This window comes from Vibrio sp. ER1A, from assembly GCF_000733315.1.
GTDB classification, from domain to species: domain Bacteria; phylum Pseudomonadota; class Gammaproteobacteria; order Enterobacterales; family Vibrionaceae; genus Vibrio; species Vibrio mediterranei.
This window is the reverse complement of sequence record NZ_JPJA01000086.1, coordinates 931384-955454: the sequence shown is the minus strand read 5'-3', so window position 1 is coordinate 955454 and position 24071 is coordinate 931384. Positions and strand designations below refer to the sequence as shown.

Annotated in this window: 21 protein-coding genes; 14 read left to right on the top strand and 7 right to left on the bottom strand. The window is 44.2% G+C overall.

Annotated elements, in window-relative coordinates:
- Positions 1 to 32: 32 nt before the first annotated feature.
- A complete protein-coding gene (gene pstS / locus HW45_RS11325; protein WP_038227048.1) occupies positions 33 to 1076 on the bottom strand; it encodes a phosphate ABC transporter substrate-binding protein PstS in 1044 nt (347 codons plus the stop codon).
- Between the two features lie 437 nt (positions 1077 to 1513).
- Here pstS and HW45_RS11320 point away from each other — a divergent pair, with 437 nt between their 5' ends.
- Positions 1514 to 2788 (top strand): sensor histidine kinase, encoded by a 1275-nt coding sequence (locus HW45_RS11320; protein WP_235225448.1) that lies wholly within the window; start codon positions 1514 to 1516, stop codon positions 2786 to 2788.
- Entirely contained in the window at positions 2785 to 3417 is a 633-nt protein-coding gene (locus HW45_RS11315; RefSeq protein WP_031496042.1) for a response regulator, read from the top strand. The genes HW45_RS11320 and HW45_RS11315 overlap by 4 nt, the downstream gene beginning before the upstream one ends.
- A 159-nt stretch (positions 3418 to 3576) precedes the next feature.
- On the opposite strand, the gene HW45_RS11310 is transcribed toward HW45_RS11315, so the two are convergent.
- Together HW45_RS11310 and HW45_RS11305 are read right to left on the bottom strand one after the other, a co-directional pair.
- Positions 3577 to 4854, bottom strand: coding sequence for an NAD(P)/FAD-dependent oxidoreductase (locus tag HW45_RS11310; protein ID WP_038227046.1), 1278 nt, complete (start codon positions 4852 to 4854; stop codon positions 3577 to 3579).
- 13 nt (positions 4855 to 4867) lie between these two features.
- The gene (locus tag HW45_RS11305) at positions 4868 to 6280 is read right to left on the bottom strand and encodes a glutamine synthetase family protein (RefSeq protein WP_038227754.1); all 1413 of its coding nucleotides are present in this window, start codon (positions 6278 to 6280) and stop codon (positions 4868 to 4870) included.
- A gap of 236 nt (positions 6281 to 6516) precedes the next feature.
- Between HW45_RS11305 and HW45_RS11300 the strand changes: the two genes are divergently transcribed.
- The 8 genes from HW45_RS11300 (at position 6517) to HW45_RS11265 (ending at position 14725) form a co-directional block, all read left to right on the top strand.
- Entirely contained in the window at positions 6517 to 7848 is a 1332-nt protein-coding gene (locus HW45_RS11300; protein WP_038227045.1) for a glutamine synthetase family protein, read from the top strand.
- 60 nt (positions 7849 to 7908) lie between these two features.
- The gene (locus HW45_RS11295; protein WP_006069544.1) at positions 7909 to 9273 is read left to right on the top strand and encodes an aspartate aminotransferase family protein; all 1365 of its coding nucleotides are present in this window, start codon (positions 7909 to 7911) and stop codon (positions 9271 to 9273) included.
- Positions 9274 to 9331: 58 nt separating this feature from the next.
- Entirely contained in the window at positions 9332 to 10441 is a 1110-nt protein-coding gene (locus tag HW45_RS11290; protein ID WP_038227044.1) for a polyamine ABC transporter substrate-binding protein, read from the top strand.
- Between the two features lie 55 nt (positions 10442 to 10496).
- Entirely contained in the window at positions 10497 to 11639 is a 1143-nt protein-coding gene (gene potG / locus HW45_RS11285; protein ID WP_031494535.1) for a putrescine ABC transporter ATP-binding subunit PotG, read from the top strand.
- Positions 11636 to 12553: a putrescine ABC transporter permease PotH gene (potH, locus tag HW45_RS11280; RefSeq protein ID WP_006069547.1), complete on the top strand. Its 918-nt coding sequence runs from the start codon at positions 11636 to 11638 to the stop codon at positions 12551 to 12553. The genes potG and potH overlap by 4 nt, the downstream gene beginning before the upstream one ends.
- Positions 12550 to 13392 (top strand): ABC transporter permease subunit, encoded by an 843-nt coding sequence (locus HW45_RS11275; protein WP_006069548.1) that lies wholly within the window; start codon positions 12550 to 12552, stop codon positions 13390 to 13392. Before potH ends, HW45_RS11275 begins: the two co-directional genes overlap by 4 nt.
- A 50-nt stretch (positions 13393 to 13442) precedes the next feature.
- The gene (locus HW45_RS11270) at positions 13443 to 13985 is read left to right on the top strand and encodes a cupin domain-containing protein (protein WP_006069549.1); all 543 of its coding nucleotides are present in this window, start codon (positions 13443 to 13445) and stop codon (positions 13983 to 13985) included.
- A gap of 209 nt (positions 13986 to 14194) precedes the next feature.
- Complete coding sequence (locus HW45_RS11265) at positions 14195 to 14725, top strand: hypothetical protein (RefSeq protein ID WP_143696320.1); 531 nt, start codon at positions 14195 to 14197, stop codon at positions 14723 to 14725.
- Between the two features lie 54 nt (positions 14726 to 14779).
- Here HW45_RS11265 and HW45_RS11260 read toward each other — a convergent pair whose 3' ends face one another.
- Together HW45_RS11260 and HW45_RS11255 are read right to left on the bottom strand one after the other, a co-directional pair.
- A complete protein-coding gene (locus tag HW45_RS11260; RefSeq protein ID WP_038227042.1) occupies positions 14780 to 16267 on the bottom strand; it encodes an aldehyde dehydrogenase in 1488 nt (495 codons plus the stop codon).
- Between the two features lie 17 nt (positions 16268 to 16284).
- Complete coding sequence (locus HW45_RS11255) at positions 16285 to 16833, bottom strand: cupin domain-containing protein (RefSeq protein WP_038227041.1); 549 nt, start codon at positions 16831 to 16833, stop codon at positions 16285 to 16287.
- 237 nt (positions 16834 to 17070) lie between these two features.
- Here HW45_RS11255 and HW45_RS11250 point away from each other — a divergent pair, with 237 nt between their 5' ends.
- Genes HW45_RS11250 through HW45_RS11240 form a run of 3 tightly spaced genes read left to right on the top strand, consistent with a single transcriptional unit; the run spans position 17071 to position 20666 of the window.
- Positions 17071 to 18417, top strand: coding sequence for an aspartate aminotransferase family protein (locus tag HW45_RS11250; protein ID WP_038227040.1), 1347 nt, complete (start codon positions 17071 to 17073; stop codon positions 18415 to 18417).
- 4 nt (positions 18418 to 18421) lie between these two features.
- A complete protein-coding gene (locus HW45_RS11245) occupies positions 18422 to 19918 on the top strand; it encodes a CoA-acylating methylmalonate-semialdehyde dehydrogenase (protein WP_038227039.1) in 1497 nt (498 codons plus the stop codon).
- A 7-nt stretch (positions 19919 to 19925) separates the two neighbouring features.
- Complete coding sequence (locus tag HW45_RS11240) at positions 19926 to 20666, top strand: type 1 glutamine amidotransferase (RefSeq protein ID WP_038227038.1); 741 nt, start codon at positions 19926 to 19928, stop codon at positions 20664 to 20666.
- A 195-nt stretch (positions 20667 to 20861) separates the two neighbouring features.
- On the opposite strand, the gene HW45_RS11235 is transcribed toward HW45_RS11240, so the two are convergent.
- Positions 20862 to 21221: a glutaredoxin domain-containing protein gene (locus HW45_RS11235; RefSeq protein WP_038227037.1), complete on the bottom strand. Its 360-nt coding sequence runs from the start codon at positions 21219 to 21221 to the stop codon at positions 20862 to 20864.
- A 107-nt stretch (positions 21222 to 21328) separates the two neighbouring features.
- Positions 21329 to 22912 carry a nitric oxide reductase transcriptional regulator NorR gene (gene norR, locus HW45_RS11230; protein WP_006069556.1) on the bottom strand — a complete coding sequence of 528 codons (1584 nt, stop codon included), beginning with the start codon at positions 22910 to 22912 and terminating at the stop codon, positions 21329 to 21331.
- Positions 22913 to 23214: 302 nt separating this feature from the next.
- Between norR and hmpA the strand changes: the two genes are divergently transcribed.
- The coding region (gene hmpA / locus HW45_RS29565) for an NO-inducible flavohemoprotein (protein WP_081875806.1) at positions 23215 to 24071 on the top strand (857 nt) is incomplete at its 3' end.

Genomic DNA, 24071 nt, shown 5'->3' with positions numbered 1-24071 from the left:
AACCTCGAGAGGCTAGGCTCGTTAATAGTGAATTATTTAATAATGGCTTGATTGTTGGTTTTTAGACTTTGTTTCCAAGTGTCATTAACCATGCTAACGACTTTCTTCGGCATTGGAATATAGTCGAGTTCTTCAGCAGCTTTGCCTTGGGTATAGCTCCATTCAAAGAACTTAATAATCTCTTGTGCTTTCTTGGCGTCAGGTTGGTCCTTATGCATTAAGATGAAAGTTGCGGCGGTCATCGGCCACGAATCAGCTCCCGGTTGGTTGTTAAGAAGTAAATGATATCCTGGAGCGTCTTCCCAATCGGCGTTTGCGGCAGCGGCTTGGAAGGTTTTCATGGTTGGCATTAGATATGCACCATCGCGAGCCTGCATTTGTGTGTACGCCAAATCATTTTGTTTAGCGAATGCATATTCTACGTAGCCGATAGCACCACGAGTGCGCGTAACGAAGTTGGCGACACCAGCGTTACCGTTTCCACCAATTGCCGTCGCTGCCGAAGGCAATGCAATGTCTTTACTTGCACCGATTTTTTCGTGCCATTCGGGGCTAACTTGATCAAGATATTCAGTGAAATTGAATGTAGTACCTGACCCATCCGAGCGGTGGACAACATAAATAGGTTGGTTCGGGAGCGCTATATCTGGGTTAAGTCCCGTAATAGCTTTATCGTTCCAGTTCTTGATATTTCCTAAGTAGATATCAGCTAATACTTCGCCTGTCAGTTTTAATTGACCCGCCTTGATACCCGGTAGGTTGATCACAGGGACAATCGCGCCCATGACCATAGGAAATTGAATCATGTCTTCTTTATTCAACTCTTCGATGGTAAGCGGTGCATCTGTCGCGCCAAAGTCTACCGTTTTTGCTGTGATCTGACGAATGCCACCACCAGAACCGATAGCTTGATAGTTGATCTGGATACCCGTTTCCTTTTGGTATTGCTCAGCCCACTTTGCATAGATTGGATGAGGGAAAGTCGCGCCCGCACCGTTAATAGTGGTCTTTGCTGCCAAGCCGAATGATGCAGTGACTAACACAGAAGACAAGAGAGCTGATCTGATAAATTTCACAATATATCTCCGATATAATTCGTTTAGTGTGGGCCATTAAAAAGGAGTAATACTTTTTAATGGCCCGGTTTAGTTTTGTGTTCAAATAAAACTAAGGTGATTGAAACTACTCAATCCATTAATCGGTATGTACCAATCAACAAAGCGGAGATTAAGAACCAAATATTACAGTTATATTAATCGAATACGTGACAGTGCTATTTAACGCAAAGTTTTATATAAAACGATGCCCATCTGATAATAAAACTTCACAACATTTTACTTGGTTGTTTTAGCATGTAATACTTCTATTAACAGGTAACTTAACGATGTGAATTAAAATATTACAAAGTATGGATGAATTACTTACTTTTTCAGTTTATTTGGTTTATGGACTCGCTTTCTTTGCGATCTTTTTCGCTATATTGTTTCGAGACCTGAGTCAAAGTCGTATTACAATGGCATCGGCACTACCGACGCTTGCTGCGTTCGGTTTATTACATGGTCTACATGAGTGGTCTGAGCTATATCTTGTTATTTACGCTGACGACCTAGAAAGTGTCACGGGCTTAGCAACCTTCAAGGTCGCCAAGTTGTGGCTGTCGTATATTGCATTGGGTGCTTTTGCGTGGCAGTTGCTTTCAGTCACCACTTGGCGGCAGATAAGATGGATAAAAGCATTAGGTTGCGCTGCGTTTATCTATTTCATGTTCAGTGTGGTTATCCAGTACTGGGCGTTAAGCTATAGCGATTACCTGCAACTGATTGCCAATCAAGTTCGCTTGATTTTTGGCTTTGGTGCTGCTTGTTCAGCAGGGTTAGTGATGTATGTTTACGCGAATGAGCTTGAACACGAAGGGCATGGTGCTTCAAAACCGTTTAAATTAACTGGACTCGCATTAGTTTTATATGGCATATCAGCAGGAGTACTTACTGCCGAGCTTGGTATCTGGGTGATAATACTGCGAACGGTTAGCGCAATACTCATACTCATCTTCATTTGGAGAGCTTTGCGAGTCTTTGATCGTGAGCGAGATATACAGTTAGAAACTCGGCTTCAGCAGTCACTGCATGACGTGAAACTTCGTGAATTGGGAGAGCTATCGTCAGCCGTGGCCCACGAAATCAAGACACCACTCTCAAGTGCAACGATGGGCTGTGATATTCTTGAGCGTCAGCTACCTGAAAACGATGTATATCAACGCCAGTTGACGCGAATTCGTACTGGGCTTGAACGAGCTGCAGATATCAGTCAAGAAGTCCTAAATTACGCACATAAAAAGCCCGTATTACGAGAACGAGTGAACGTACAAGACGTGATCTACAATACATTTGAGCTTAATCGATTTCGACTTGATGGCACTGACTGGCAAGTAGATTGTCAACATGATTTAGAGGTAGTTGGTGATGCTCAAGCTTTGCAAGATGTAATTTCTAACCTGATATCGAATGCTTGTGATGCTAGAAAAGATGGGTTAATTATAACCTTTAAGGCCTATCAAGAGCAGTTGAACGCAGTCCTAGTGTTTAAAGATAATGCTGGCGGTATGAGTAAAGAGATCATTGCGAATGCTTGTAAGCCATTTTTCACAACGAAACCAAAAGGTGAAGGGATAGGGATGGGGCTTGCTATAGTGAATCAATTGGTAATGCAGCACAATGGGTCAATGAACCTCTACAACGAAGGTTGTGGTTTGACCGTAGAAATAAAACTTCCGAGATATTTGAAATGACACTGAGATTGTTACTAGCAGAAGATGACAAAGAACTGCAAGAAGCACTGATTGAAGCACTTAGCCTCGAGTCATTTGATGTCGTTGCATTTGATAATGCCGAAGATGCCATTGAGGCTGCATTGGTACAACACTTTGATGTTGCGTTACTCGATGTTGTGATGCCTGGTATAACGGGCATAGAAGCGTTATCAAGTCTTCGTCGAATTCACCCGAACATTGGCATAGTGATTTCTACGGCATTTGCGACGGTTGATGTTGCTGTGGATGCGATGAAAAAGGGAGCGGACGAGTTTCTTACCAAACCTTTTAACCTCACTACGGTTTCGACAACCTTGAAACGAATTCATGCTCAGCGATCTCCTAAGTCCCCTAAGCTAGAGCGGGATGATGATTTAGTGTTTAGCGCTCTGTCGAATCCTATTCGACGACAAGTGCTTAAACAATTACGACTGCATCGTAAAATGAAGTTCATGGATCTATGTCGAGTAGTGGGGGTAGAAGATCACACCAAATTCAATTTTCATTTGCGTCAATTAGTTAAAGCCGGGCTGGTGTTCAAGGGTGAAGGGAAAATTTATTCTTTGACCCAAATGGGGCTGCAAGTCCATTCAGGGTTATTAAAATAATGATGGGGGATTTAATTGATATAACAATTAAATCCCTAAGAAAAGCATTACACATTATCTATCAAACTATGACGTTAATATAACTCAATAGCTTGTTGGTTAATTCAATATTTAGAAATCTAAAAAAAGGAGCTACTATCAGCTCCTTTTTTATCTACTTTATAAAAGGTCTCGAACTCTAAAATAAGACATGGCTAGAACCAACGCTGGGGTTCTAAACATTCGACCACCCGGGAAGGGCATGTGTTTGATTTTATCAAATATAGAGAATCGCTCTGCTGTGGTCGCAATACACTCCGCCATTAATGTACCTGCCATACCTGTCGCGGCGATACCATGGCCTGAAAAACCTTGCGCAAAATAGACGTTTGGTTTTAGCCGGCCAAAGTGGGGGGCTCGATTCATAGTGATGGCGACATTTCCGCCCCAAGCGTATTCGATTTTTGTGTCTTTAAGCTGTGGGAATATATCAAGCATCCGCGCGCGCATGGCTTTTTCTAAGTTAAATGGTGCGACGCCTGAATAACTCACCCTTCCACCAAATAGCATACGGTGATCACCGGAACATCGGTAGTAATCGAGAACGAAGTTGATATCGCAAGCTGAGATATGATCTTGCATCAGCGCACCTGTTACTTCCTCGCCCAATGGCTCGGTCGCGCAAATATAAGTACCAACCGGCATTACTTTATTTTCGAGTTTCGATTCCAGCCCTTCCATATAGGCATTACAAGCAAGAATGACGTGATTTGCTTTTACTTTTCCATCTCTAGTAAACAGCGTTGCCGGATCACCATGTTCAATCTTGTTTACTGCGCTATCTTCATAAAATTCTGCCCCAGCGATTTTGGCTGCATTAACCAAACCTAAGGTATAGTTGAGCGGGTGTAAGTGGCCACTGTTACTATCAAACATTCCAGAGGTATACTTGGTACTTGCAATGCGACTGGCAACTTCATCTTTGTCCCACATTTCTAATGATTCATAACCATAGTTTTCAGTTAAATCGTCATACCATGCTTTTAACTCTTTATCGTGGCGTGGTTTCATACCCACATGAACCATGCCATCACGCCAGTCGCAATCAATGTTGTATTTGTTGATGTTCGATTTCGTTAACGCCAGCGCTTCGACAGAGATGTCCCAAAGCTTTTTTGCATCGGATTTACCGACTAATTTCTCAAGAGTGTCTTGCTCTGATGCCCAACCGAAGATGGCTTGGCCTCCACTGCGACCAGATGCCCCCCAGCCCACGCGGTTAGCTTCTAACACAATGACTTTAAAGCCTTTGTTAGCCAGCTCTAATGCAGCGGTGGCTCCGGTGATTCCGGAGCCTATCACACAGACGTCGGCAACATGTTCTCCCATAAGTTTGGGGAAATCGAAATGCTGATTTCTTGATGCTGCATAGTAAGAGTCTGTGTGTTTGACTTTCATTTTGTATCCTTACTTATTTGTACCACTGGTATTCTAATGGAGAGACTTGTGCTGAAAAGCGCGCCTGTTCATGTTTTTTATTGGCAAGATAGACTTTACAAAACTCTTCACCAAAACTGCTTTTCATAAACTGACTGTTTTCAAACTCATGGAGAGACATATCCCATGAAATAGGAAGCATAGGCAGTTCTAGTAGGGTCGCATCCCCTTCAATTGGTGCTGGTGGAGTCAGTTTGTTCTCTATTCCGTCGATTATTGATGCTAGCAATACTGCTACGGTGAGATAAGGGTTTACGTCCGCGCCGGAGAGTCGATGTTCAATTCTTTTGTCTTCGGTACCGCTCGCTGGAATTCTTACTGCTACAGTGCGATTGTCCCATCCCCATGTAGCGTGAAGTGGTACAAACATATTGGGTTGAAGTCGACGATAGGAGTTCGCATTGGGCGCAAATATTGCCATGCTATCCTCTAAATGAGCGAGAACGCCCGCGATGGCATTGAGTAGTAGTTCTTCATTTTCACCAAATACGTTGTTGCCGACGTCGTCTTGCAGGCTAATGTGGACATGGCAGCCGTTACCAGCATACTCGGTGTAGGGCTTGGCCATAAAGTTGGCGTAGAAGCCGTGTTTCTTAGCTACTGCTCGCACTACGCGTTTTAGCAGCATAGCTTGGTCACACGCCAGAAGTACGTCGCTCGTATGTTTGAGGTTGACCTCAAATTGTCCAGGTGCGTATTCGGCGGTGATATTGTCGGCAGGGATATTTTGAGCGTTGCAGGTCTCAATCACCTCATCTAGAAACGCTTTAAACTCATCGAGCTCTTCGAGTGAGTAGACTTGCGTTTGTGTCATCCTTTCACCGCTTATCGGCATTAATGGTGGTTGCGGGTTACCCGCTTCATCGGGCTCAAGGTCTTGTAAGTAAAACTCGAGCTCAACGGCTATACAGGGCTTTAAGCCTTTCGTAGCTAATTTGTCTAGCTGTACTTCTAGTACGTGGCGAGGATCGGCAAAAAACGGTTGATTGGATGTGGGCTCAAACATAGTCACAATGGCTTGAGCACTGTTTTCCTGCCATGGTGTAGTAACCAAAGAACTTGTGACCATACGACAAATTCTGTCACCATCGCCTTTTTCGAATCCCAAACCAGTTTCTTCTACGGTTTCTCCGCAAATATCTAAGGCAAATACAGAAGCCGGAAGACAGATACCTTGCTCTAGTACCTTATTTAGTTGTGATAAAGGAACGCGCTTACCTCTCACTACGCCGTTCATATCGAACAATATGAGATCCAACGTAGTCACGTCAGGGTGGTGTTCAATAAATCGTTCAATTGTTAGCTTATCGTGACTAACCTGTATTGGTTCTATGTTGTCAGCACTGTTTGAAAGTTGACTTGTTCCCACTGTGGCTCCTCCACTTATCTCCAACCTATCCATGTATAGCAAGCCTTTGTTTTGAATCTTGCGCCACTGGTTGCTTTTTAACCATAGACATAATGTTCAGTAAAAGACAACACAAATGTATATAAAATGTTAATCAGTATCTCAAAAGTTACAAAATAATTAACATATTTGTTTGACAATTGTACAGCTTGCTGCCAATCCTAAATGGAGCTTATTGATAAATTCGTTGAGCAATTTTTGAAAAAGAAGGATTTATGGAAACGATTAGGAAATGGATAGAAGAGAACCGTATTACTGAAGTTGAGTGCCTGATCCCCGATATTACAGGCAACGCGCGAGGCAAGATTATGCCTGCGAAAAAATTCCTTCGAGAAGGGGGCATGCGTCTTCCCGAAGTGGTTTTTTTCCAGACTGTAACCGGAGACTGGCCAGACGATGAAAGTATGATCGACCTGACAGAGAAGGATATGACTCTGGAGCCTGACCAAAATACCATTCGTTTTGTTCCATGGACAAAAGAGCCTACCGCTCAGGTTATCCATGATTGTTTTACCGTCGATGGAGACCCGGTAGATATCTCACCGAGAGCCGTGCTGCGTCGAGTGCTAAACCTCTATGCTAAAGAGGGGTGGCAACCTGTAGTTGCCCCAGAACTTGAGTTCTTTCTGGTACAGAAGAATCTAGATTGGGACTATCCATTAGAGCCGCCAATTGGTCGAAATGGACGCCCTGAAACAGCTCGTCAGTCTTTTAGTATTGATGCGGTGAATGAGTTCGATCCTATTTTTGAAGACATGTACGACTACTGTGAAGCTCAAGAATTGGACGTCGATACTTTGGTGCATGAATCTGGCGCTGCACAAATGGAGTTGAACTTTGACCACGGTGAGCCGCTCGATAGAGCTGACCAAGTGTTCTTATTTAAACGCACTGTACGTGAAGCAGCTTTAAGACATGATGTGTATGCCACCTTTATGGCAAAACCATTGGAAGATGAGCCTGGTAGTGCAATGCATATTCACCAGAGTTTGGTGGATAAAAACGGAAAAAACCTGTTTGCCAATGAAGATGGTACTAACAGTGACCTTTTCTTGAATTATATCGGCGGTATGCAGAAATACACGCCAGCGGCTATTGCGTTCTTCGCGCCTAACGTGAACTCCTATCGCCGTTTAGTATTTGGTGACTCTGCACCAACGAACGTGGCTTGGGGTGAAGATAATCGTACTGTTGGATTACGTGTGCCTATCTCTGATAAAGAGTCTCGCCGTCTTGAAAACCGTTACGCCGGCGCGGATGCAAACCCTTATCTCGCCATGGCATTGACGTTGGCATGTGGCTACTTAGGTATGAAAGAGAAGCTTACACCAACGGAAAAAAGCACAGGTGATATGACCACTGAGCCATACTCACTTCCTCATAACCTAGAAGACGCTTTGGTGTTGTTAGAAAACAGTGACGAGCTGAGAGAAATTTTAGGTGACCGATTCGTATCTGCTTACGTAGCCATCAAACGTAAGGAGTACAGAACGTATTTCCAAGTCATCAGTTCTTGGGAAAGAGAGTTCTTATTATTGAACGTTTAATACAGGCAACGCTATAGAGAAAAGCAAACCCGTTAATACAGCGAGAAATGGAATTAAGTTATGTCAAAACAAACTGGGTCTAAATGGATTGAACAAGATAGTGCACACTGCTTGCACCCATTTACCAACTTTAAAGCACTCAACGATAAAGGCTCACGCGTTATTACCCGAGCGGAAGGCATTTATATTTACGACGAAGATGACAACAAAATCCTAGATGGAATGGCAGGGTTATGGTGCGTCAATATGGGCTATAACTGCCAGCCACTTATCGAGGCTGCGACGAATCAACTTCAAGAGTTGCCTTACTACAATTTGTTTTTCCAAACCACTCATCCACCAGCTGTAGAGCTTTCAACTTTGCTTGCCGAAGTAGCGCCTGAAGGCATGAACCACGTGTTCTTTACCGGTTCAGGCTCAGAGTGCAACGACACCGTGGTTAGAATGGTGCGCCATTACTGGGCAAGCTTAGATAAGCCAAATAAACAAACCATTATCAGTCGCAAGAATGCATATCACGGCAGTACGATGGCAGGGGCAAGTCTAGGTGGCATGGCATTTATGCATGCCCAAGGTGGTCTACCACTACCGAATATTGTTCATATTGATCAACCTTATCATTTTGGTGAAGGACAAGGGATCGACGCGAATGAATTTGGTCTAGAACGTGCGCAGCAGCTTGAAGCCAAAATCCTAGAACTGGGTGAAGACAATGTCGCTGCGTTTATTGCGGAACCCATTCAGGGTGCAGGTGGCGTTATTATTCCGCCTGACAGTTATTGGCCTGAAATTCAACGTATCTGTGACAAGTATGAAGTCTTACTTATTGCTGATGAAGTCATTTGCGGCTTTGGGCGCACCGGTGAGTGGTTCGCAAGCCAAACATTCAACATCAAACCTGATCTGATGTGTATGGCGAAAGGCATTACTTCTGGGTATTTACCACTTGGCGGTGTAATGGTTCGAGACCATGTCGCACAAGTGTTGACAGACGCAGATACTGAATTCGCTCATGGCTTTACCTATTCGGGTCACCCAGCGGCATGTGCAGTTGCTATCGCCAACATTAAAGAGATGCAAAAACACAATATTGTTAATCGTGTGCGTGAAGATATTGCTCCGTATTTTGCTTCTCGGTGGAATGAACTTCTTGAACACCCAATGGTGGCAGAAGCTAGAACGAAAGGACTGGTCGGGGCTATTGAATTAGTCAAAGACAAGACCACCAATGAGCGTTTTGACAAAGAACTTGATGTCGGTACTCGATGTCGTGAACACTGCTTTGCCGCGGGTGTCGTGTTGCGAGCTGTTGGCGACACCATGATCTGTTCACCACCGCTTATCATTACACGTGCAGAAATTGATGAGTTTATCGACAAGGCAAAAATAGCCTTAGACAACACACTCGCCGACGTTTCGCAGTAGCCGACGAGATTTATACCCAAAGGTATTAACCAAAGAGCAAACAGGAACGGAGATCCAAATGGAGAAAACAAAAGCATGCTTCGGTATCGCGTTAGGGATGACGATAGGACTTAGCTCAATGACATCCTATGCGGCTGAGGAAAAAGTGCTCAATATCTATAACTGGTCAGACTATATCGCGGAAGATACGATTAAAAAGTTTGAGGAAGAGACAGGCATCAAGGTGGTTTACGATGTATTCGACTCAAATGAAGTATTAGAGGCGAAGATATTATCTGGTAATACAGGCTTTGACTTAGTTGTGCCAAGTAATGATTTTCTGGGACGTCAAGCCAAAGCTGGCGCGTTCCAAAAGCTGGATAAGTCAAAGCTAACTAACTACAGCAACCTAGACCCTAAATTAATGGGGATTCTGGCGGACACTGTCGACCCCGACAACGCTTACTCTGTGCCATATCTTTGGGGCACAACGGGCATCGGTTACAACGTTGCTAAAGTGAAAGAGGTCTTGGGTGAAGACGCGCCAGTGGATAGCTGGGATTTAGTATTCAAACCAGAAAACATGGAGAAACTTTCTAAGTGTGGTGTTGGTTTCCTGAATGCACCGACAGAGATCATGGCAGCGGCGCTGAACTATATCGGCAAAGATCCAAACAGTGCTGATCCTAACGCTTATAAAAAAGATGCGCTTGCACTGCTTAAACAAGTTCGTCCTTATGTAACCTATTTCCACTCATCACAATACATCAATGACCTAGCTAACGGCGATGTATGTGTGGCGATTGGTTGGTCAGGCGATGTTCTGCAAGCGGCAGATCGTGCAGCTGAAGCAGATAATGGCGTAGAAGTGGCTTACTCGATTCCAAAAGAGGGAGCGCTTGCCTGGTTTGATTTAATAGCGATTCCAAAAGAAGCGAAGCACCCAGAAAACGCTCACTTGTTTATCAACTATCTACTTCGTCCAGAAGTGATTGCTGAAATCAGTAACTATGTTTGGTATGCGAATCCAAACCCACCATCACGTGAGTTTATTGACGCAGAAATCTTGGAAGATCCAGGAATCTACCCAACAGAAGAAGCGCAAGCGAAGTTATATAGCTCAAAGATGTTACCGCATAAGACATCACGTGCTATGACTCGTGCTTGGACGGATTTCATTAAGAACTGATCAAACCCTAATTTGGCGACTCGCTTTGAGTCGCCAATTTTGCTTGGAGACTACCATGACAGTGATGTCACTTGATACAGAACTCAATCACCAACATGTTTCGCCGGTGCCACCAAAACCATTATTAGAAATCCGAGGACTGACGAAGGACTTCGGCGGCCATCTTGCGGTAGATAACATCGATCTTACGATCAACCAAGGTGAACTGTTTGCGCTATTAGGCGCGTCGGGGTGCGGAAAATCAACCTTGCTACGAATGCTCGCTGGATTTGAACAACCAAGCGCAGGACAGATTATTCTTGATGGTGAAGATCTTGCCGATATCCCTCCATACAAACGACCTGTCAATATGATGTTTCAGTCCTATGCACTGTTTCCTCACATGACCGTAGAAAAGAACATTGCGTTTGGGTTAAAGCAAGACGGTATGCCAAGCCAAGAAATTGCTAGTACCGTTAAGCATATGCTTGAGCTGGTCAGAATGACAGATTTCGCGAAGCGTAAACCGCACCAATTATCTGGTGGTCAAAAACAACGTGTTGCACTCGCCAGAAGCCTAGCTAAAAAACCAAAGTTACTTTTGCTAGACGAGCCAATGGGTGCACTGGATAAAAACTTACGCGAAAAAATGCAGCTTGAGGTGGTCGACATACTGGAAAGTGTGGGTGTTACCTGTGTGATGGTCACGCATGACCAAGAAGAAGCGATGACCATGGCAACACGTATCGCCATTATGAACAAAGGCCAGTTTGTGCAAATTGGTTCTCCAGAAGCTATTTACGAGCATCCGAACTCGAAGTTTGCCGCGAAATTCATCGGCTCGGTCAATATTTTTGAGGGTGTTCTAGAAACCAATCTTAGCGATAAATCGACGGTTCGAACCCCAGACCTATCGAATGTGATTACTATTAATCATGGTATTTCAGGTGCTCCGGGTATCCCTTTGATGATAGCTGTTCGACCAGAAAAAATGACGCTATGTGACCATACCCATCACTCTAGTAATTCTTGTAGTGGGGTGGTGGAAGATATCGCCTATATGGGCAACCAATCCATTTACCATGTTCGTTTGGATTCCGGCAAGTTGGTCACTGCAACGCTACAAAACACGAGCCGTGTGAGAAAAGGTATGCCAACGTGGGAGCAAAGAGTCAATCTTTGCTGGGACATGGAAAGCTGCGTGGTACTGAAACTATGAAGAAACAAGCCAAACTCAATATTTGGCGTATTGTTCCCACGCCAAAGTGCTTATTGCTTGCTGTTCCCTACGGATGGTTACTGCTGTTCTTTCTATTGCCGTTTCTAATCGTATTCAAAATCAGTTTTGCTGAAGCTCAAATATCGATTCCACCTTATTCTGAATTGCTTAGTTATGCTGAGCAGCAGTTGCAGCTGTTACTCAACGTCGGCAACTATCAATATTTGATAGAAGATGACTTATACGCGTCGTCGTATTTACAGTCGATTCGTATTGCACTTATCTCTACATTACTCTGCTTAGTGATTGGTTTTCCGATTGCCTGGGCTATTGTTCATTCGAAGCCGTCAACTCGAAATGTGTTATTAATGCTGATCATATTGCCATCGTGGACCAGCTTTTTGATTCGTGTTTATGCTTGGATAGGAATCCTTAAGAATAACGGCCTTCTGAACAATATGTTGATGACCTTTGGTGTTATTGAGGAACCGCTAAAGATATTGCACACAGATACTGCAGTTTATATTGGTATTATCTATACCTATTTACCCTTTATGGTTCTGCCTCTTTATACCGCATTGATGCGAGTGGATTACTCGTTACTGGAAGCGGCAAGTGATCTCGGGGCGAAACCAGTAACGACACTATTCACTGTCCTCGTACCATTGACACGTGCCGGTATTATCGCAGGGTCGATGTTAGTGTTCATCCCTGCTGTGGGAGAGTTTGTTATACCTGAACTACTTGGCGGGCCTGATACAGTACTGATCGGTAAAGTCTTGTGGCAAGAGTTCTTTAACAACCGAGATTGGCCAGTCGCTTCGGCGGTAGCTATCGTAATGTTGCTTATTTTGATGTTGCCTATCTTATGGTTCCATCGTTATCAAAAACGTGAACTGGAGGCGCAAGCATGAACGACATTCCGGTCTATAACAGTAAACTGAAGTGGTGTATTTTGGCGGCGGGTTTTACCTTTCTCTATCTGCCAATCCTGATTCTGATTGTTTATTCATTTAACGAAAACCGATTGGTTACCGTATGGTCTGGTTTTTCGTTCAAATGGTATTTTGAGCTGTTAGAAGATGATCTGCTCATGGGCGGTGTGAAGCTGAGCCTGATGATAGGCTTTTTATCAGCCAGCGCGGCTGTTGTTCTAGGTACTATTGCTGCATTTGTATTGAACCGCTTTGGGAAATTTAAAGGTGAAACTGGGTTTGCCTTTATGATCACGGCGCCCTTAGTTATGCCAGAGGTTATTACAGGTCTTTCTCTACTATTGTTATTCATTGCGATGGGACAAGTGTTTGACCTCTTTAGCCAGCGAGGCATGATGACCATTTGGATTGCCCATGTAACTTTCTGTACGGCTTATGTCACGGTAGTAGTGAGCTCTCGACTTCAAGAAGTCGATCGTTCTATCGAAGAAGCTGCTATGGACTTGGGCGCGCCACCTTGGAAAGTGTTCTTACAGATAACACTGCCTTCGATTGCACCCGCTATTTTGGCGGGGTGGTTATTAGCGTTCACCTTGTCATTAGATGACTTAGTGATTGCGAGCTTCGTATCTGGTCCGAGTGCGACAACATTACCTATGGTGGTATTCTCAAGTGTCCGTTTAGGTGTTAGCCCTAAAATCAATGCATTAGCAACACTGACCATATTAGCAGTGTCTTGTGCCACGTTTATTGCGTGGTGGTTGATGGCGAAGGCGGAAAAGCGTAGGCTGCTTGAAATGAAAATGAGTCAACAATAGTTCAGCAAGTGGTTGATGCTAAGTAATCGGTTCTAATTTGGGAGAAAGACATGGATGTAGGTAAGCAACTAAAAACAATTCGTACCATGCGTGGGATGTCACAGCGTGAACTTGCTAAACGAAGTGGTGTAACCAACTCCATGATCTCTCAAATAGAACAGAACTTAGTAAACCCGTCCGTTGGCTCTTTGAAAAAGATCCTCGATGCTATACCAATCTCAATGGGAGAGTTCTTCACCCTCGACGTTGAGCCTAAAGATGACATCTTCTTTAGTGCGGAACAGATGGCGGATTTAGGGGATGGACAGATAAAAATGTTGCTAGTTGGTGCAAAGCGAGAAGGTCGCCAATTAGCAGTCTTAAGAGAAATCTATCCGCCAGGCTCAGATACTGGTACTGACTTCATTGAGCATGATGGAGAAGAGGGTGGCGTCATAATTCGCGGAGAGATTGAGATTACGGTTGGTAGCCATACCAGAGTATTGAAGGCGGGCGACTCGTATTACTTTGAAACTCGCAAACCACATCGCTTCCGCAACAAGGGAAAGGTCGAATGTGAACTTATTAGTGCGGCGACACCTCCAACTTTCTAAATCTATCCCTCCTGTTACTTATGGCGAAGCTATGCTTCGCCATTTTTCATTCCTACAAACTATTACGAACTCATTCAAAGCAGGACAAAGAATAAGTATATTTCACTTATTGATTTGTAAATAATAATTGTTATTCCTATGCCGTCGTATAGTTAGCTGCGAACCTATATAGACATTTAACCTATCATTTACATTAATAAATAATAACAATGAAAAAATACATATTCACTTTGTTGTCGTTCATGCTATTTGGTTGCTCTACGACGCCACCTGCGTCTACTGTTGAGTACCAGAAACACTCGTTTGTCTATGACACTACATTGACTTCGTTTCATTGGCAGGGTGGGTATTCCACTTCGGTTAACAATAAACATAAAATCGAACTTGTTCGAGGTCTAGTGTATGAAGGCTCACACGCAAACCTCACATTTGAATTTGATACTACCCCCTTTCGCGTGAAGAACCTTGAGCTGTCTGACGAGGGGAACAAATCGGTTATTGTGATGCCACGAGTAGGGGCGTCATCAACCAAGAGTGGAAAAGTTCGTAACACGTTTAAACTCAGCTGTGCCGATCTGGATGCATTGCCAACCCTAGACACCGCTTATTTGTCAGTTATCGAAGGAAAGTCGAAAAAGCAACATAAGTTGCAGGGCAGCCCCTTAGCCGATTTCCTAAAAGAGATTCATGACTACTGTCATATGAGTAACAATGGTCAAACAGCTTACGCTCAGCGTTAGGTTATTTTGGTAGAGTTTAATAATAAGGCCTAGCGTTAGCTAGGCCTTGTCATTTTAGTCTAATTCAATCCAAGTTGATTTTACTTCAGTGTACTTATGCAGCGCATGCAGCGATTTATCACGACCGTTGCCACTTTGCTTGTAGCCACCAAACGGCATGGTCATGTCACCACCGTCCCAGTTATTTACGAATACCGTTCCCGCTCTTAATGCACGAGAGCATTTAATGGCTGTTGACATGTCAGATGTCCAAATACCTGCCGCCAACCCGTATTCGCTATCGTTAGCAAGTTGGATCGCTTCATCAATCGAGTCAAAACTAGTAACACATATAACGGGCCCAAAAATCTCTTCTTTATAGATGCGCATATTGGGTGTGACATCAGTAAACAAGGCGGGTTGAATAAAGAAACCATCGGTGTTGCTCATTGCGGGCTTACCACCGTAAGCTAGTGTTGCTCCTTCTGTCTGACCAATGTCGATGTAACTTAATACACGCTCATACTGTGCAGCATCTACTATCGCACCGACCCGCGTATCACTCTCAAGAGGATCGGCAGGCTGCCAATTCGCCATGTATTTCTTAACCAGTTCAATAAACTCATCTTTAATAGAGGAATGAACCAGAAGTCGTGAACCTGCTGTACACACTTCCCCTTGGTTGTAACAGATAGCGGAGGCGGCGGTTGCAGCAGCTTTTTCTATATCTTTAACATCGTGATGTACAATGTGGGGGCTCTTGCCGCCACATTCCATAAATGCACGTTTTAGGTTGGATTCACCCGCGAAAGATAACAGCTTTTTACCTACGGCGGTTGAACCAGTAAAAGTGATACAATCGACATCGTTGTGAAGCGCTAATGCTTGTCCTGCCTCATGGCCAAAGCCAGGTAGCACTTGAAACACTCCGTCTGGAATACCTGCTTGTTTGGCCAAGTCGGCGAGCAAAATAGCGGTGAGAGGTGATTTCTCAGAAGGCTTCACAATAACTGAATTACCGGTTGCTAATGCGGGCCCAATCTTCCAAGCCGCCATAACAGTAGGGAAGTTCCAAGGTACGATTGCCGCAACGACACCTAGTGCCTCGTGAGTCACAAGTGCTAATGCTCCTTCTGTTACTGGGGCTACTTCATCATATACTTTGTCTATGGCTTCTGCGTTCCATTGAATGCAGCGCGCGGTAGCCGGCGCGTCATATCCCATTGCATCTGATATCGGTTTACCCATATCGAGTGACTCGAGAAGGGCAAACTCTTCTTTATGTTCGTCAATGAGCTTAGCGTAGTTAAGTAGGATCGCTTTACGCTCTGCTGGTGGTAGACCGCACCAGACACGGCTCTCAAACGCTTGGCGAGCAGCATTTACCGCAATCTCAACATCTTTATCTGTGCAGCGGGCGACATGCGCCAATAGGTGACCTGTTGCCGGGTTGATGATTTCAAACGTATCGCCGGAGACTGAATCAACAAAGTGTCCGTTGATAAAGGCCTGAGTACGAAAACTCAACGCTTCGGCTTTATCATGCCAAGTCATAGTGTCCATATTGTTTACCTTCTTCCTTAAAAACTGGCTGGTGAGTTTGCACTGACAATGATGCAATCAATATCAGAAGTATTTCTAAATCGGTGAGTACGTGTACTGTCGAAATAATAGCTGTCGCCTTCATGTAGAACGACGACTTCACTGTCGACCGTGAGCTCTAACTCGCCTTGAACAATAACACCGCATTCTTGACCTTCGTGAGCGAGCATCTCATCTCCGGTGTCTGCACCTGGAGCGAGGGTTTCTCTCAACATGCCAATTTGCCTGTCGTCGTGATAGTGACCTATCTGGCGATAGCTGATCTTTCCTCGGCCTATTTCTGGTTGTTGCTGTTTGCGTGAAAAAAACTGATCAGGCTTTGGTTCATCAACAGCAAAAAACTCCGCCATAGATGAAGGGATCTTGCTAAGTAGTTTACTCAGCGACGCGACAGAAGGGCTTACGGCGTTACTTTCAATCTGAGAAATGAATCCATTGGTCACGCCGGCTCTTTTGGCTAACTCACGCTGTGATAAGCCTGCACGCTCTCTTAGTGCTTTAAACCTTGGTCCTATTTCTGTTTCCATTGGGCGAAATCTCCAACTCTTCCCTTTGTGATTAGTAAACTAAACACAATCCTAGCTCACTAAACAGAAAAAACCAGCAAATGTTTATAATTTAATCATTGAATAGGCAAATAAAACGTTCTATAGTCAATTTTGTTCATTATTTAATAACATTGCATTTACATGTTGTGGTTCGAGTGTTTAGCGGTGTTTAGTAAAAGAAACAATGCTGTTCAGCATTTTTAGTTGGAGTGCACGATGCAAGGTATAAACAAGCAAGGTACAACTAGTTCAGGGAATATGGATGCTTTTTGGATGCCGTTTACTGCTAACTCGCAGTTTAAATCAGCGCCACGCATGTTAGTTTCAGCTGAAGGGATGTACTACACGTCAGAAGATAAACGCAAGATACTCGACGGTACAGCAGGTCTATGGTGCTGTAATGCAGGACACGGGCGTCATGAAATCAGTGAAGCGGTGGCGAGTCAGATTCACAATCTAGACTTTGCGCCAACATTCCAAATGGGTCACCCATTGCCATTTGAATTTGCTGAATCACTCTCAGAAATAGCGCCATCAGGTTTGAATCGCGTATTTTTCACTAACTCAGGTTCTGAATCTGTTGATACCGCACTAAAAATCGCGTTGGCTTATCAGAGATGCATTGGTCAGGGGACTCGTACGCGTCTAATTGGTCGAGAGCGTGGTTATCACGGTGTCGGGTTTGGTGGTATTTCCGTAGGTGGAATTGTAAATAACCGCAAGACATTTGGCAGTCTGTTAACTGGTGTCGACCACCTTCCACATACATTGAGCATTGAAAATAGCGGCTTTAGCAAAGGGCTACCTGATTACGATCCCGGCTGGGCGGAAAGCCTAAACAATATCGTTACTCTGCATGATGCAAGTAACATTGCTGCGGTTATTGTTGAGCCGATTGCAGGATCTACAGGGGTAATTCTTCCTCCTAAAGGTTACTTGAAACGTCTTCGTGAGATCTGTACTCAACATGGCATCCTATTAATATTTGATGAAGTTATTACTGGATTTGGTCGCATCGGTAGTCCTTTTGCCGCGCAAGAGTTTGACGTCAAGCCTGACATTATTACTACCGCTAAAGGCTTAACTAATGGTGCTATTCCTATGGGAGCCGTTTTTGTCAGTGACGAGATTTACCAAGCGATGGTGGCTCCAGGTAGTCAAGCTATCGAGTTGTTCCATGGTTACACCTATTCCGGCCATCCAGTAGCCGCAGCGGCTGGTTTAGCGACACTAGATATTTATCGCAATGAGAATCTCTATACACGAGCGGCTGAGCTCTCAGACTATTGGGAGCAAGCGGTCCATAGCTTGAAAGGGCTACCTCACGTAAAAGACCTTCGCAATTATGGTTTGATTGCTGGTATTGAGTTAGAAGGAATTGCGGGTAAGCCAGGATCTAGAGCGTTCCAAGTCTTTACCAAGTGTTTCGAGAAGGGCGCATTGATTCGTGTCACTGGGGACATCATCGCACTTTCTCCGCCGCTGATTATTGAGAAGCAGCATATCGACGATTTATTTACTCTGATTGCAGACGTTTTGCAGAATATTGATTACAAGGAATAAGACTATGTCAGTTTTGGTATCTAATTTTATCAACGGCCAAATGGTAGAGAGCCACAGCGGAAGAAACGCAGACTTGTTTAACCCAGCAAATGGTGAGTTGCGAGGACAAGTCCAACTATCGAGTGCTAATGAAGCGCTAGAAGCCGTCGCTGTGGCGAAAAAGGCGCAAGAGGCTTGGCAAGCAACGCCACCACTGCAACGTGCTCGAGTTATGTTCAGATTCAAAGCTTTGCTTGAAGAAAACGCGGATGAGCTCGCTACGTTAATTTCTACCGAACATGGCAAAGTACACAGCGATGCACTAGGAGAACTGACACGTGGATTAGAAGTGGTTGAGTTTTCTTGTGGTATCCCACATCTGCTAAAAGGTGAACATTCACTTAATGTTGGACGCGAGATAGACAGCTATTCTTTAATGCAGCCAGTTGGTGTCTGCGTTGGTATTACACCATTTAACTTCCCTGTGATGGTACCGCTATGGATGATCCCAGTAGCGCTTGCCTGCGGAAACAGCTTTATCCTTAAACCATCTGAAAAAGATCCGAGTGCGTCTTTGAAGCTGGCTGAGTTATTGAAACAAGCAGGTCTTCCTGATGGCGTTTTTAATGTTGTCCAAGGTGATAAAGAAGTGGTTGATGCGCTTCTTGAGTCACCAGACGTTGCAGCCGTGAGTTTCGTAGGTTCAACGCCGATCGCTGAAGCTATCTACAGCAAAGGAAGTGCAAATGGCAAACGAGTTCAAGCGTTAGGCGGTGCTAAGAACCACTTAGTTGTTATGCCAGATGCAGACCTTGAAGGGGCGACAAATGCTATTATGGGAGCGGCCTATGGTGCGGCGGGAGAGCGTTGTATGGCTATCTCAGTGGCGGTTGCTGTCGGTGATGAAACTGCCGATCGATTAGTGGCACAGTTGAAACAAAAAGTGGAAGCACTGCGCGTAGGCCCAGGGTTGGGAGTATCGCCTGAAAACGAAATGGGTCCATTGGTGAGCGAGCCTCACATGAACAAGGTAACGGAATACATTCAAAGTGGTGTTGATCAAGGCGCAACGCTTGTAGTAGACGGGCGTGGCATCAATACATCTGCTCCAGGTTACTTTGTAGGTGGGACGTTGTTTGACAATGTTACTCCAGATATGACTATCTATAACGAAGAGATTTTTGGTCCCGTTTTGTCGGTAGTACGTGCCAAAGATTATCAAGAAGCACTGCAACTTATTAATGAGCACGAATTCGGTAATGGTACTGCAATTTTCACTCGTGATGGTGATACCGCGCGCGACTTCTCAGAAAAAGTAGAAATCGGTATGGTAGGGGTGAACGTGCCAATTCCAGTGCCAATGGCATTTCATAGCTTTGGTGGTTGGAAGCGCTCAATCTTTGGACCTCTCAATGTTCATGGCAATGATGGCGTGCGCTTCTATACTCGTATGAAGACGGTTACTGCTCGCTGGCCTAAAGGGCAAAGAGAAAGTGAATTTGTAATGCCAACAATGAAGTAGGTGATAAATGAAGATAGGGATATTAACGTGCGGCCATGTGGACTCGCCATTATCAGATGACCATGGTCAATATGCAGACATGATTGAGGCCTCTCTCTATGAGGTCAACAATGAGTTCACTTTTCAGAACTACGATGCGACAAAAGGAGAGTTACCTCATCATGATGAATGCCATGGGTTTATAATCACAGGTAGTGTACACAATGCTTACGATAATCATCCCTGGATTCTCAAACTCATAGACTGGATAACGCGCTGTGAAGCTCGTCGACGTCCACTAGTAGGCATCTGTTTTGGACATCAGATTATTGCGAGAGCTCTCGGCGGCAAGGTGCAAAAATCGGAAAAAGGGTGGGGACTTGGCAGCTATGAAGTTCAAATTACCGCTCAGAAGAAATGGATGAATCTGTCTGTAGACTCTGCGCGACTATTAGTGAGTCATCAAGACCAAGTGATTATTGTTCCTGGCGGCGTGAAAGTTATTGCTACTAATGATTTTTGTCCTAACTTTATGCTTGTGAAAGATAATCATATATTCACAGTCCAAGGACATCCTGAGTTTAGCTCCAGCTTCACAGAAAAATTGGTGGAGAAGCGTAAGCATCTCCTAACTCCTCAGCATTATGACCAAGCGTTTATTGAAATAAACAAAGCACAAGACTCTGCGTTAATACTGCATTGGATTGATAATTTCTTTGTAATGGCGCAGCAAGGTAAATATGCTGAAAACTTGCAACAAGCCGTGTAGTGGCAATGAGGAAACTAAAAAAGAGCTCATTATGAGCTCTTTTTTTAGGTAAGTTATAAAAGCGAGTTGTAGACTCCGTCGCTGAAATAGGCGTCACCCCTTCGCAGGCAGAGAGCTACTCACAACTCGTGTCGGGCTCTGAGCATTCTTACCTTAATTACTAAACGTACCATGGAATAACGGTTTGTATAACGCCTAAGCAAACTCTTTTTGCAGATAAGAAACAATGTCGGAAGACTCATACATCCATTTCTCTTCACCACCTTGAGTGATCTTCAGACAAGGTACTTTTACTTTACCGCCACCCACTAGCAGCTCGTCACGCGCAACTGAGTCATTTTTAGCATCTTTCAACGCAATGTTGACTGATTGACGTTTCATTTCTCTACGTACTTTCACACAAAAGGGACACGCTTCAAATTGATAGAGCTGCATAGTTTGCGCTTTTTGATCGGCTTGTTGCTGTGCTTCAGGCGTGCGTTTAACGCCACGCGGAGAGAAAACGAAATTTAATAGCAGTATGATTTTACCAAGAATAATACGGATGAACTTCATAAATAACCTGTTGAGCAGTCTTGTTGTTTTTAGAAAATTATAATGACGGTATGCGAGACATACCGTCGAATATTAACATCTTATTTACGATTCTGGTACGGTTAACATTAACTGCGAGAAAGGGTATGGCTTTTGGTCACACTAATTCCCAACCGTTTCGATAAGCGAATCAAGTTAGCTCGATCAGTTTTAAGGACTCTGCTTGCCTTAGCCCAGTTATACTCGCATTCAATTAAGGCATTGGATATCAAGCTTCTTTGATATTCTTCGGTGGACTCTCGAATGCCTTTCGAGTGGTCTATCATTGGAGCGCTTGTTTTACTTTGCTTGGTCGGAGTGATGCGGCTTTCATCGTCAAAATGACCACAGTCGTCAATGCTTACGGTGACCACCTTCTTATCAAACAGCCTTGCTTTCGCTTTCAGAGCTGCTCGGTTAATAACATGTTCTAGCTCTCGAACATTACCTGGCCATGAATAGCGGTTCAAATGAGATACGACATTTGGACTTAGCTTGATTTGGTTAATGCCAAGCTTACGTCGAGCTTGTTCCAGAAAGAAGCCAGCCAGTAACTCTATATCTCCGTTTCTTTCACGCAATGGCGGTACAGAAATTGGGTAAACACTGAGTCGGTGATAAAGGTCTGCGCGGAACTTACCTTGTTCAACTTCTTCCTTGAGTTCACGGTTGGTTGCGGCGAGGACTCTAACATTGATCTTTTGAATCTCATCCTTACCAACGGGTTGTATTTCGTTATTCTGTAATGCTCGTAAAAGCTTACTTTGTGCCGCAAGCGGGAGCTCGCCAATTTCATCCAAAAATAGTGTCCCGCCATCGGCTAGCGCAAACTTACCCATGCGATTTTTATCTGCACCCGTGAACGCCCCTTTTACATGACCAAATAGCTCACTCTCGATGAGGTTTTCAGGAATTGCCGCACAGTTAACATAGACTAACGGATTCTGTCGGCGAGTTGATTGGTAATGTAGATTACGTGCCACCAACTCTTTACCAACACCGGTCTCACCATGAATTAAGATATTAAAATCTGATGGCGCGACAATTTCGATATCGGATTTCAACACGCGCATTAACTCGCTATCACCGATCATATCGCTGCCATCTCGTTCCCAAGCTTCGACGTTGAGTTCTTCAAGCAGCTGTTTGGATTGTTTGGCTTGGTATTCCAACTGAGAAAAAGTTAGTGCCATTTTTAATGTGGATGCAGCAATGGCAGACAATACTTCTAGGCTGCGCGTTGGAATGTGGTCAAAAGCATTAGTCCCTAGGCTATCGAGGGTGAGGGCTCCCAACATCTTGTCGCCAAAAATCAAAGGCAAACCCATACAAGAGTGCATTGGAAGATCGCCATGGTGGTCAATGAGCAAGCCGTCAAATGGGTCAGGCAACTCAGAATCGGCGTCAAAGATAACCGGAGATGTGGATGCGCAAATCTGAGCGAATCTTGGATGTTCACTAATAACGAACCTGCGCCCTAGAGTATCGCGGCCTAAGCCCTGCATCGCGAGAGGAACAAGCGTATCACCTTGAAGTGATAACAAGGCAACACAGTCACACATGATGGTTTTTCTGATGGTATTGATAAGCGAATCGAAGCGTTCTTGGTCGTTATTGCTGCTGGCTAGGCCAATAGTCAGCTCCATTAAGTTGGAAGGAGAAATGTCTTGCATAGGAGATTACAACTTATGGTAATGAGTATGCTAGGCATTATAGAGTCATATTGACCTAAATTAAAGTAGTCATTTTGACTGATATTTAATAGTTAGCTCTTGAATAAGTGAGGGTTTTTAAGGTTTTCAAAATTGGCACGCTCTGTGCTTTGTAGGTATTCGTTGAAAAACAAATAAGTGTGATTCTCAACTCGCACTATACCTGAGAGAGATATCTCAAGGGATAAAACTAAAACTATAAAAAACAATATGAGACAGTCGAAGCTCGTACTGTAAAAGTCTAAGCCTTCTAGGGAGCGTATATGCTAAATAACAACCATATCGAAATCATCAAGAGCACAATTCCATTACTTGAGTCTGCAGGTCCTGCTTTGACTCAGCATTTCTATCAAAGAATGTTCTCTCACAACCCTGAGCTGAAGGACATCTTCAATATGACGCACCAAAAGACAGGGCGTCAAAGTGTTGCTCTATTCGAAGCTGTTGCTGCGTATGCTAAAAATATTGAAAACTTAGCGGCGCTTACTACAGCCGTTGAACGTATCGCGCACAAACACACTAGTTTTAATATCAAAGCAGAACACTATCAAATCGTTGGTCACCACCTCATTGAGACCTTAAGAGAGCTGGCGCCAGATGCATTTACCAAAGATGTTGAAGAAGCTTGGACTGAAGCTTACTTGTTCTTAGCGCAAATCTTTATTGATCGTGAGGAAGAGCTATACCAGTTGCGTGAAAAGGCGACCGGTGGCTGGCGTGGCACTCGCCGATTTGTGGTGACCGATAAAAAGCCTGAATCTGAACTGGTGATGAGTTTTGTTCTTACTCCAGAAGATGGCGGTAAAGTCCTTGATTATGAAGTAGGGCAGTATCTAGGTGTGCAAGTCACACCTTCAAAAGGTGAGAATGTAGAAATTCGCCAGTATTCACTTTCCCAAGCTCCAAATGGTGAAAATTACCGAATTTCTGTTAAGAAGGAAGGAAATAACAGCGATCAGCTAGGTTTGGTATCTCACTATTTGCATGATGAGGTGGAAGTGGGTGCGGTAATCGAAATACTGCCTCCGGCAGGGGACTTCTTCTACAAAGAAGTTAATAAGCCGGTCGTTCTGATTTCTGCAGGTGTTGGCTGTACGCCAAGGCTTTGTTGCCGAATTCA

Excerpts from the sequence above, each read along its gene's own strand:
- HW45_RS11320 (WP_235225448.1), top strand. The coding sequence starts at position 1,514 with ATGGCATCGGCACTACCGACGCTTGCTGCGTTCGGTTTATTACATGGT.
- HW45_RS11315 (WP_031496042.1), top strand. The coding sequence starts at position 2,785 with ATGACACTGAGATTGTTACTAGCAGAAGATGACAAAGAACTGCAAGAA.
- HW45_RS11310 (WP_038227046.1), bottom strand. The coding sequence starts at position 4,854 with ATGAAAGTCAAACACACAGACTCTTACTATGCAGCATCAAGAAATCAG.
- HW45_RS11300 (WP_038227045.1), top strand. The coding sequence starts at position 6,517 with ATGGAAACGATTAGGAAATGGATAGAAGAGAACCGTATTACTGAAGTT.
- HW45_RS11295 (WP_006069544.1), top strand. The coding sequence starts at position 7,909 with ATGTCAAAACAAACTGGGTCTAAATGGATTGAACAAGATAGTGCACAC.
- HW45_RS11290 (WP_038227044.1), top strand. The coding sequence starts at position 9,332 with ATGGAGAAAACAAAAGCATGCTTCGGTATCGCGTTAGGGATGACGATA.
- potG (WP_031494535.1), top strand. The coding sequence starts at position 10,497 with ATGACAGTGATGTCACTTGATACAGAACTCAATCACCAACATGTTTCG.
- potH (WP_006069547.1), top strand. The coding sequence starts at position 11,636 with ATGAAGAAACAAGCCAAACTCAATATTTGGCGTATTGTTCCCACGCCA.
- HW45_RS11275 (WP_006069548.1), top strand. The coding sequence starts at position 12,550 with ATGAACGACATTCCGGTCTATAACAGTAAACTGAAGTGGTGTATTTTG.
- HW45_RS11270 (WP_006069549.1), top strand. The coding sequence starts at position 13,443 with ATGGATGTAGGTAAGCAACTAAAAACAATTCGTACCATGCGTGGGATG.
- HW45_RS11265 (WP_143696320.1), top strand. The coding sequence starts at position 14,195 with ATGAAAAAATACATATTCACTTTGTTGTCGTTCATGCTATTTGGTTGC.
- HW45_RS11260 (WP_038227042.1), bottom strand. The coding sequence starts at position 16,267 with ATGGACACTATGACTTGGCATGATAAAGCCGAAGCGTTGAGTTTTCGT.
- HW45_RS11255 (WP_038227041.1), bottom strand. The coding sequence starts at position 16,833 with ATGGAAACAGAAATAGGACCAAGGTTTAAAGCACTAAGAGAGCGTGCA.
- HW45_RS11250 (WP_038227040.1), top strand. The coding sequence starts at position 17,071 with ATGCAAGGTATAAACAAGCAAGGTACAACTAGTTCAGGGAATATGGAT.
- HW45_RS11245 (WP_038227039.1), top strand. The coding sequence starts at position 18,422 with ATGTCAGTTTTGGTATCTAATTTTATCAACGGCCAAATGGTAGAGAGC.
- HW45_RS11240 (WP_038227038.1), top strand. The coding sequence starts at position 19,926 with ATGAAGATAGGGATATTAACGTGCGGCCATGTGGACTCGCCATTATCA.
- HW45_RS11235 (WP_038227037.1), bottom strand. The coding sequence starts at position 21,221 with ATGAAGTTCATCCGTATTATTCTTGGTAAAATCATACTGCTATTAAAT.
- norR (WP_006069556.1), bottom strand. The coding sequence starts at position 22,912 with ATGCAAGACATTTCTCCTTCCAACTTAATGGAGCTGACTATTGGCCTA.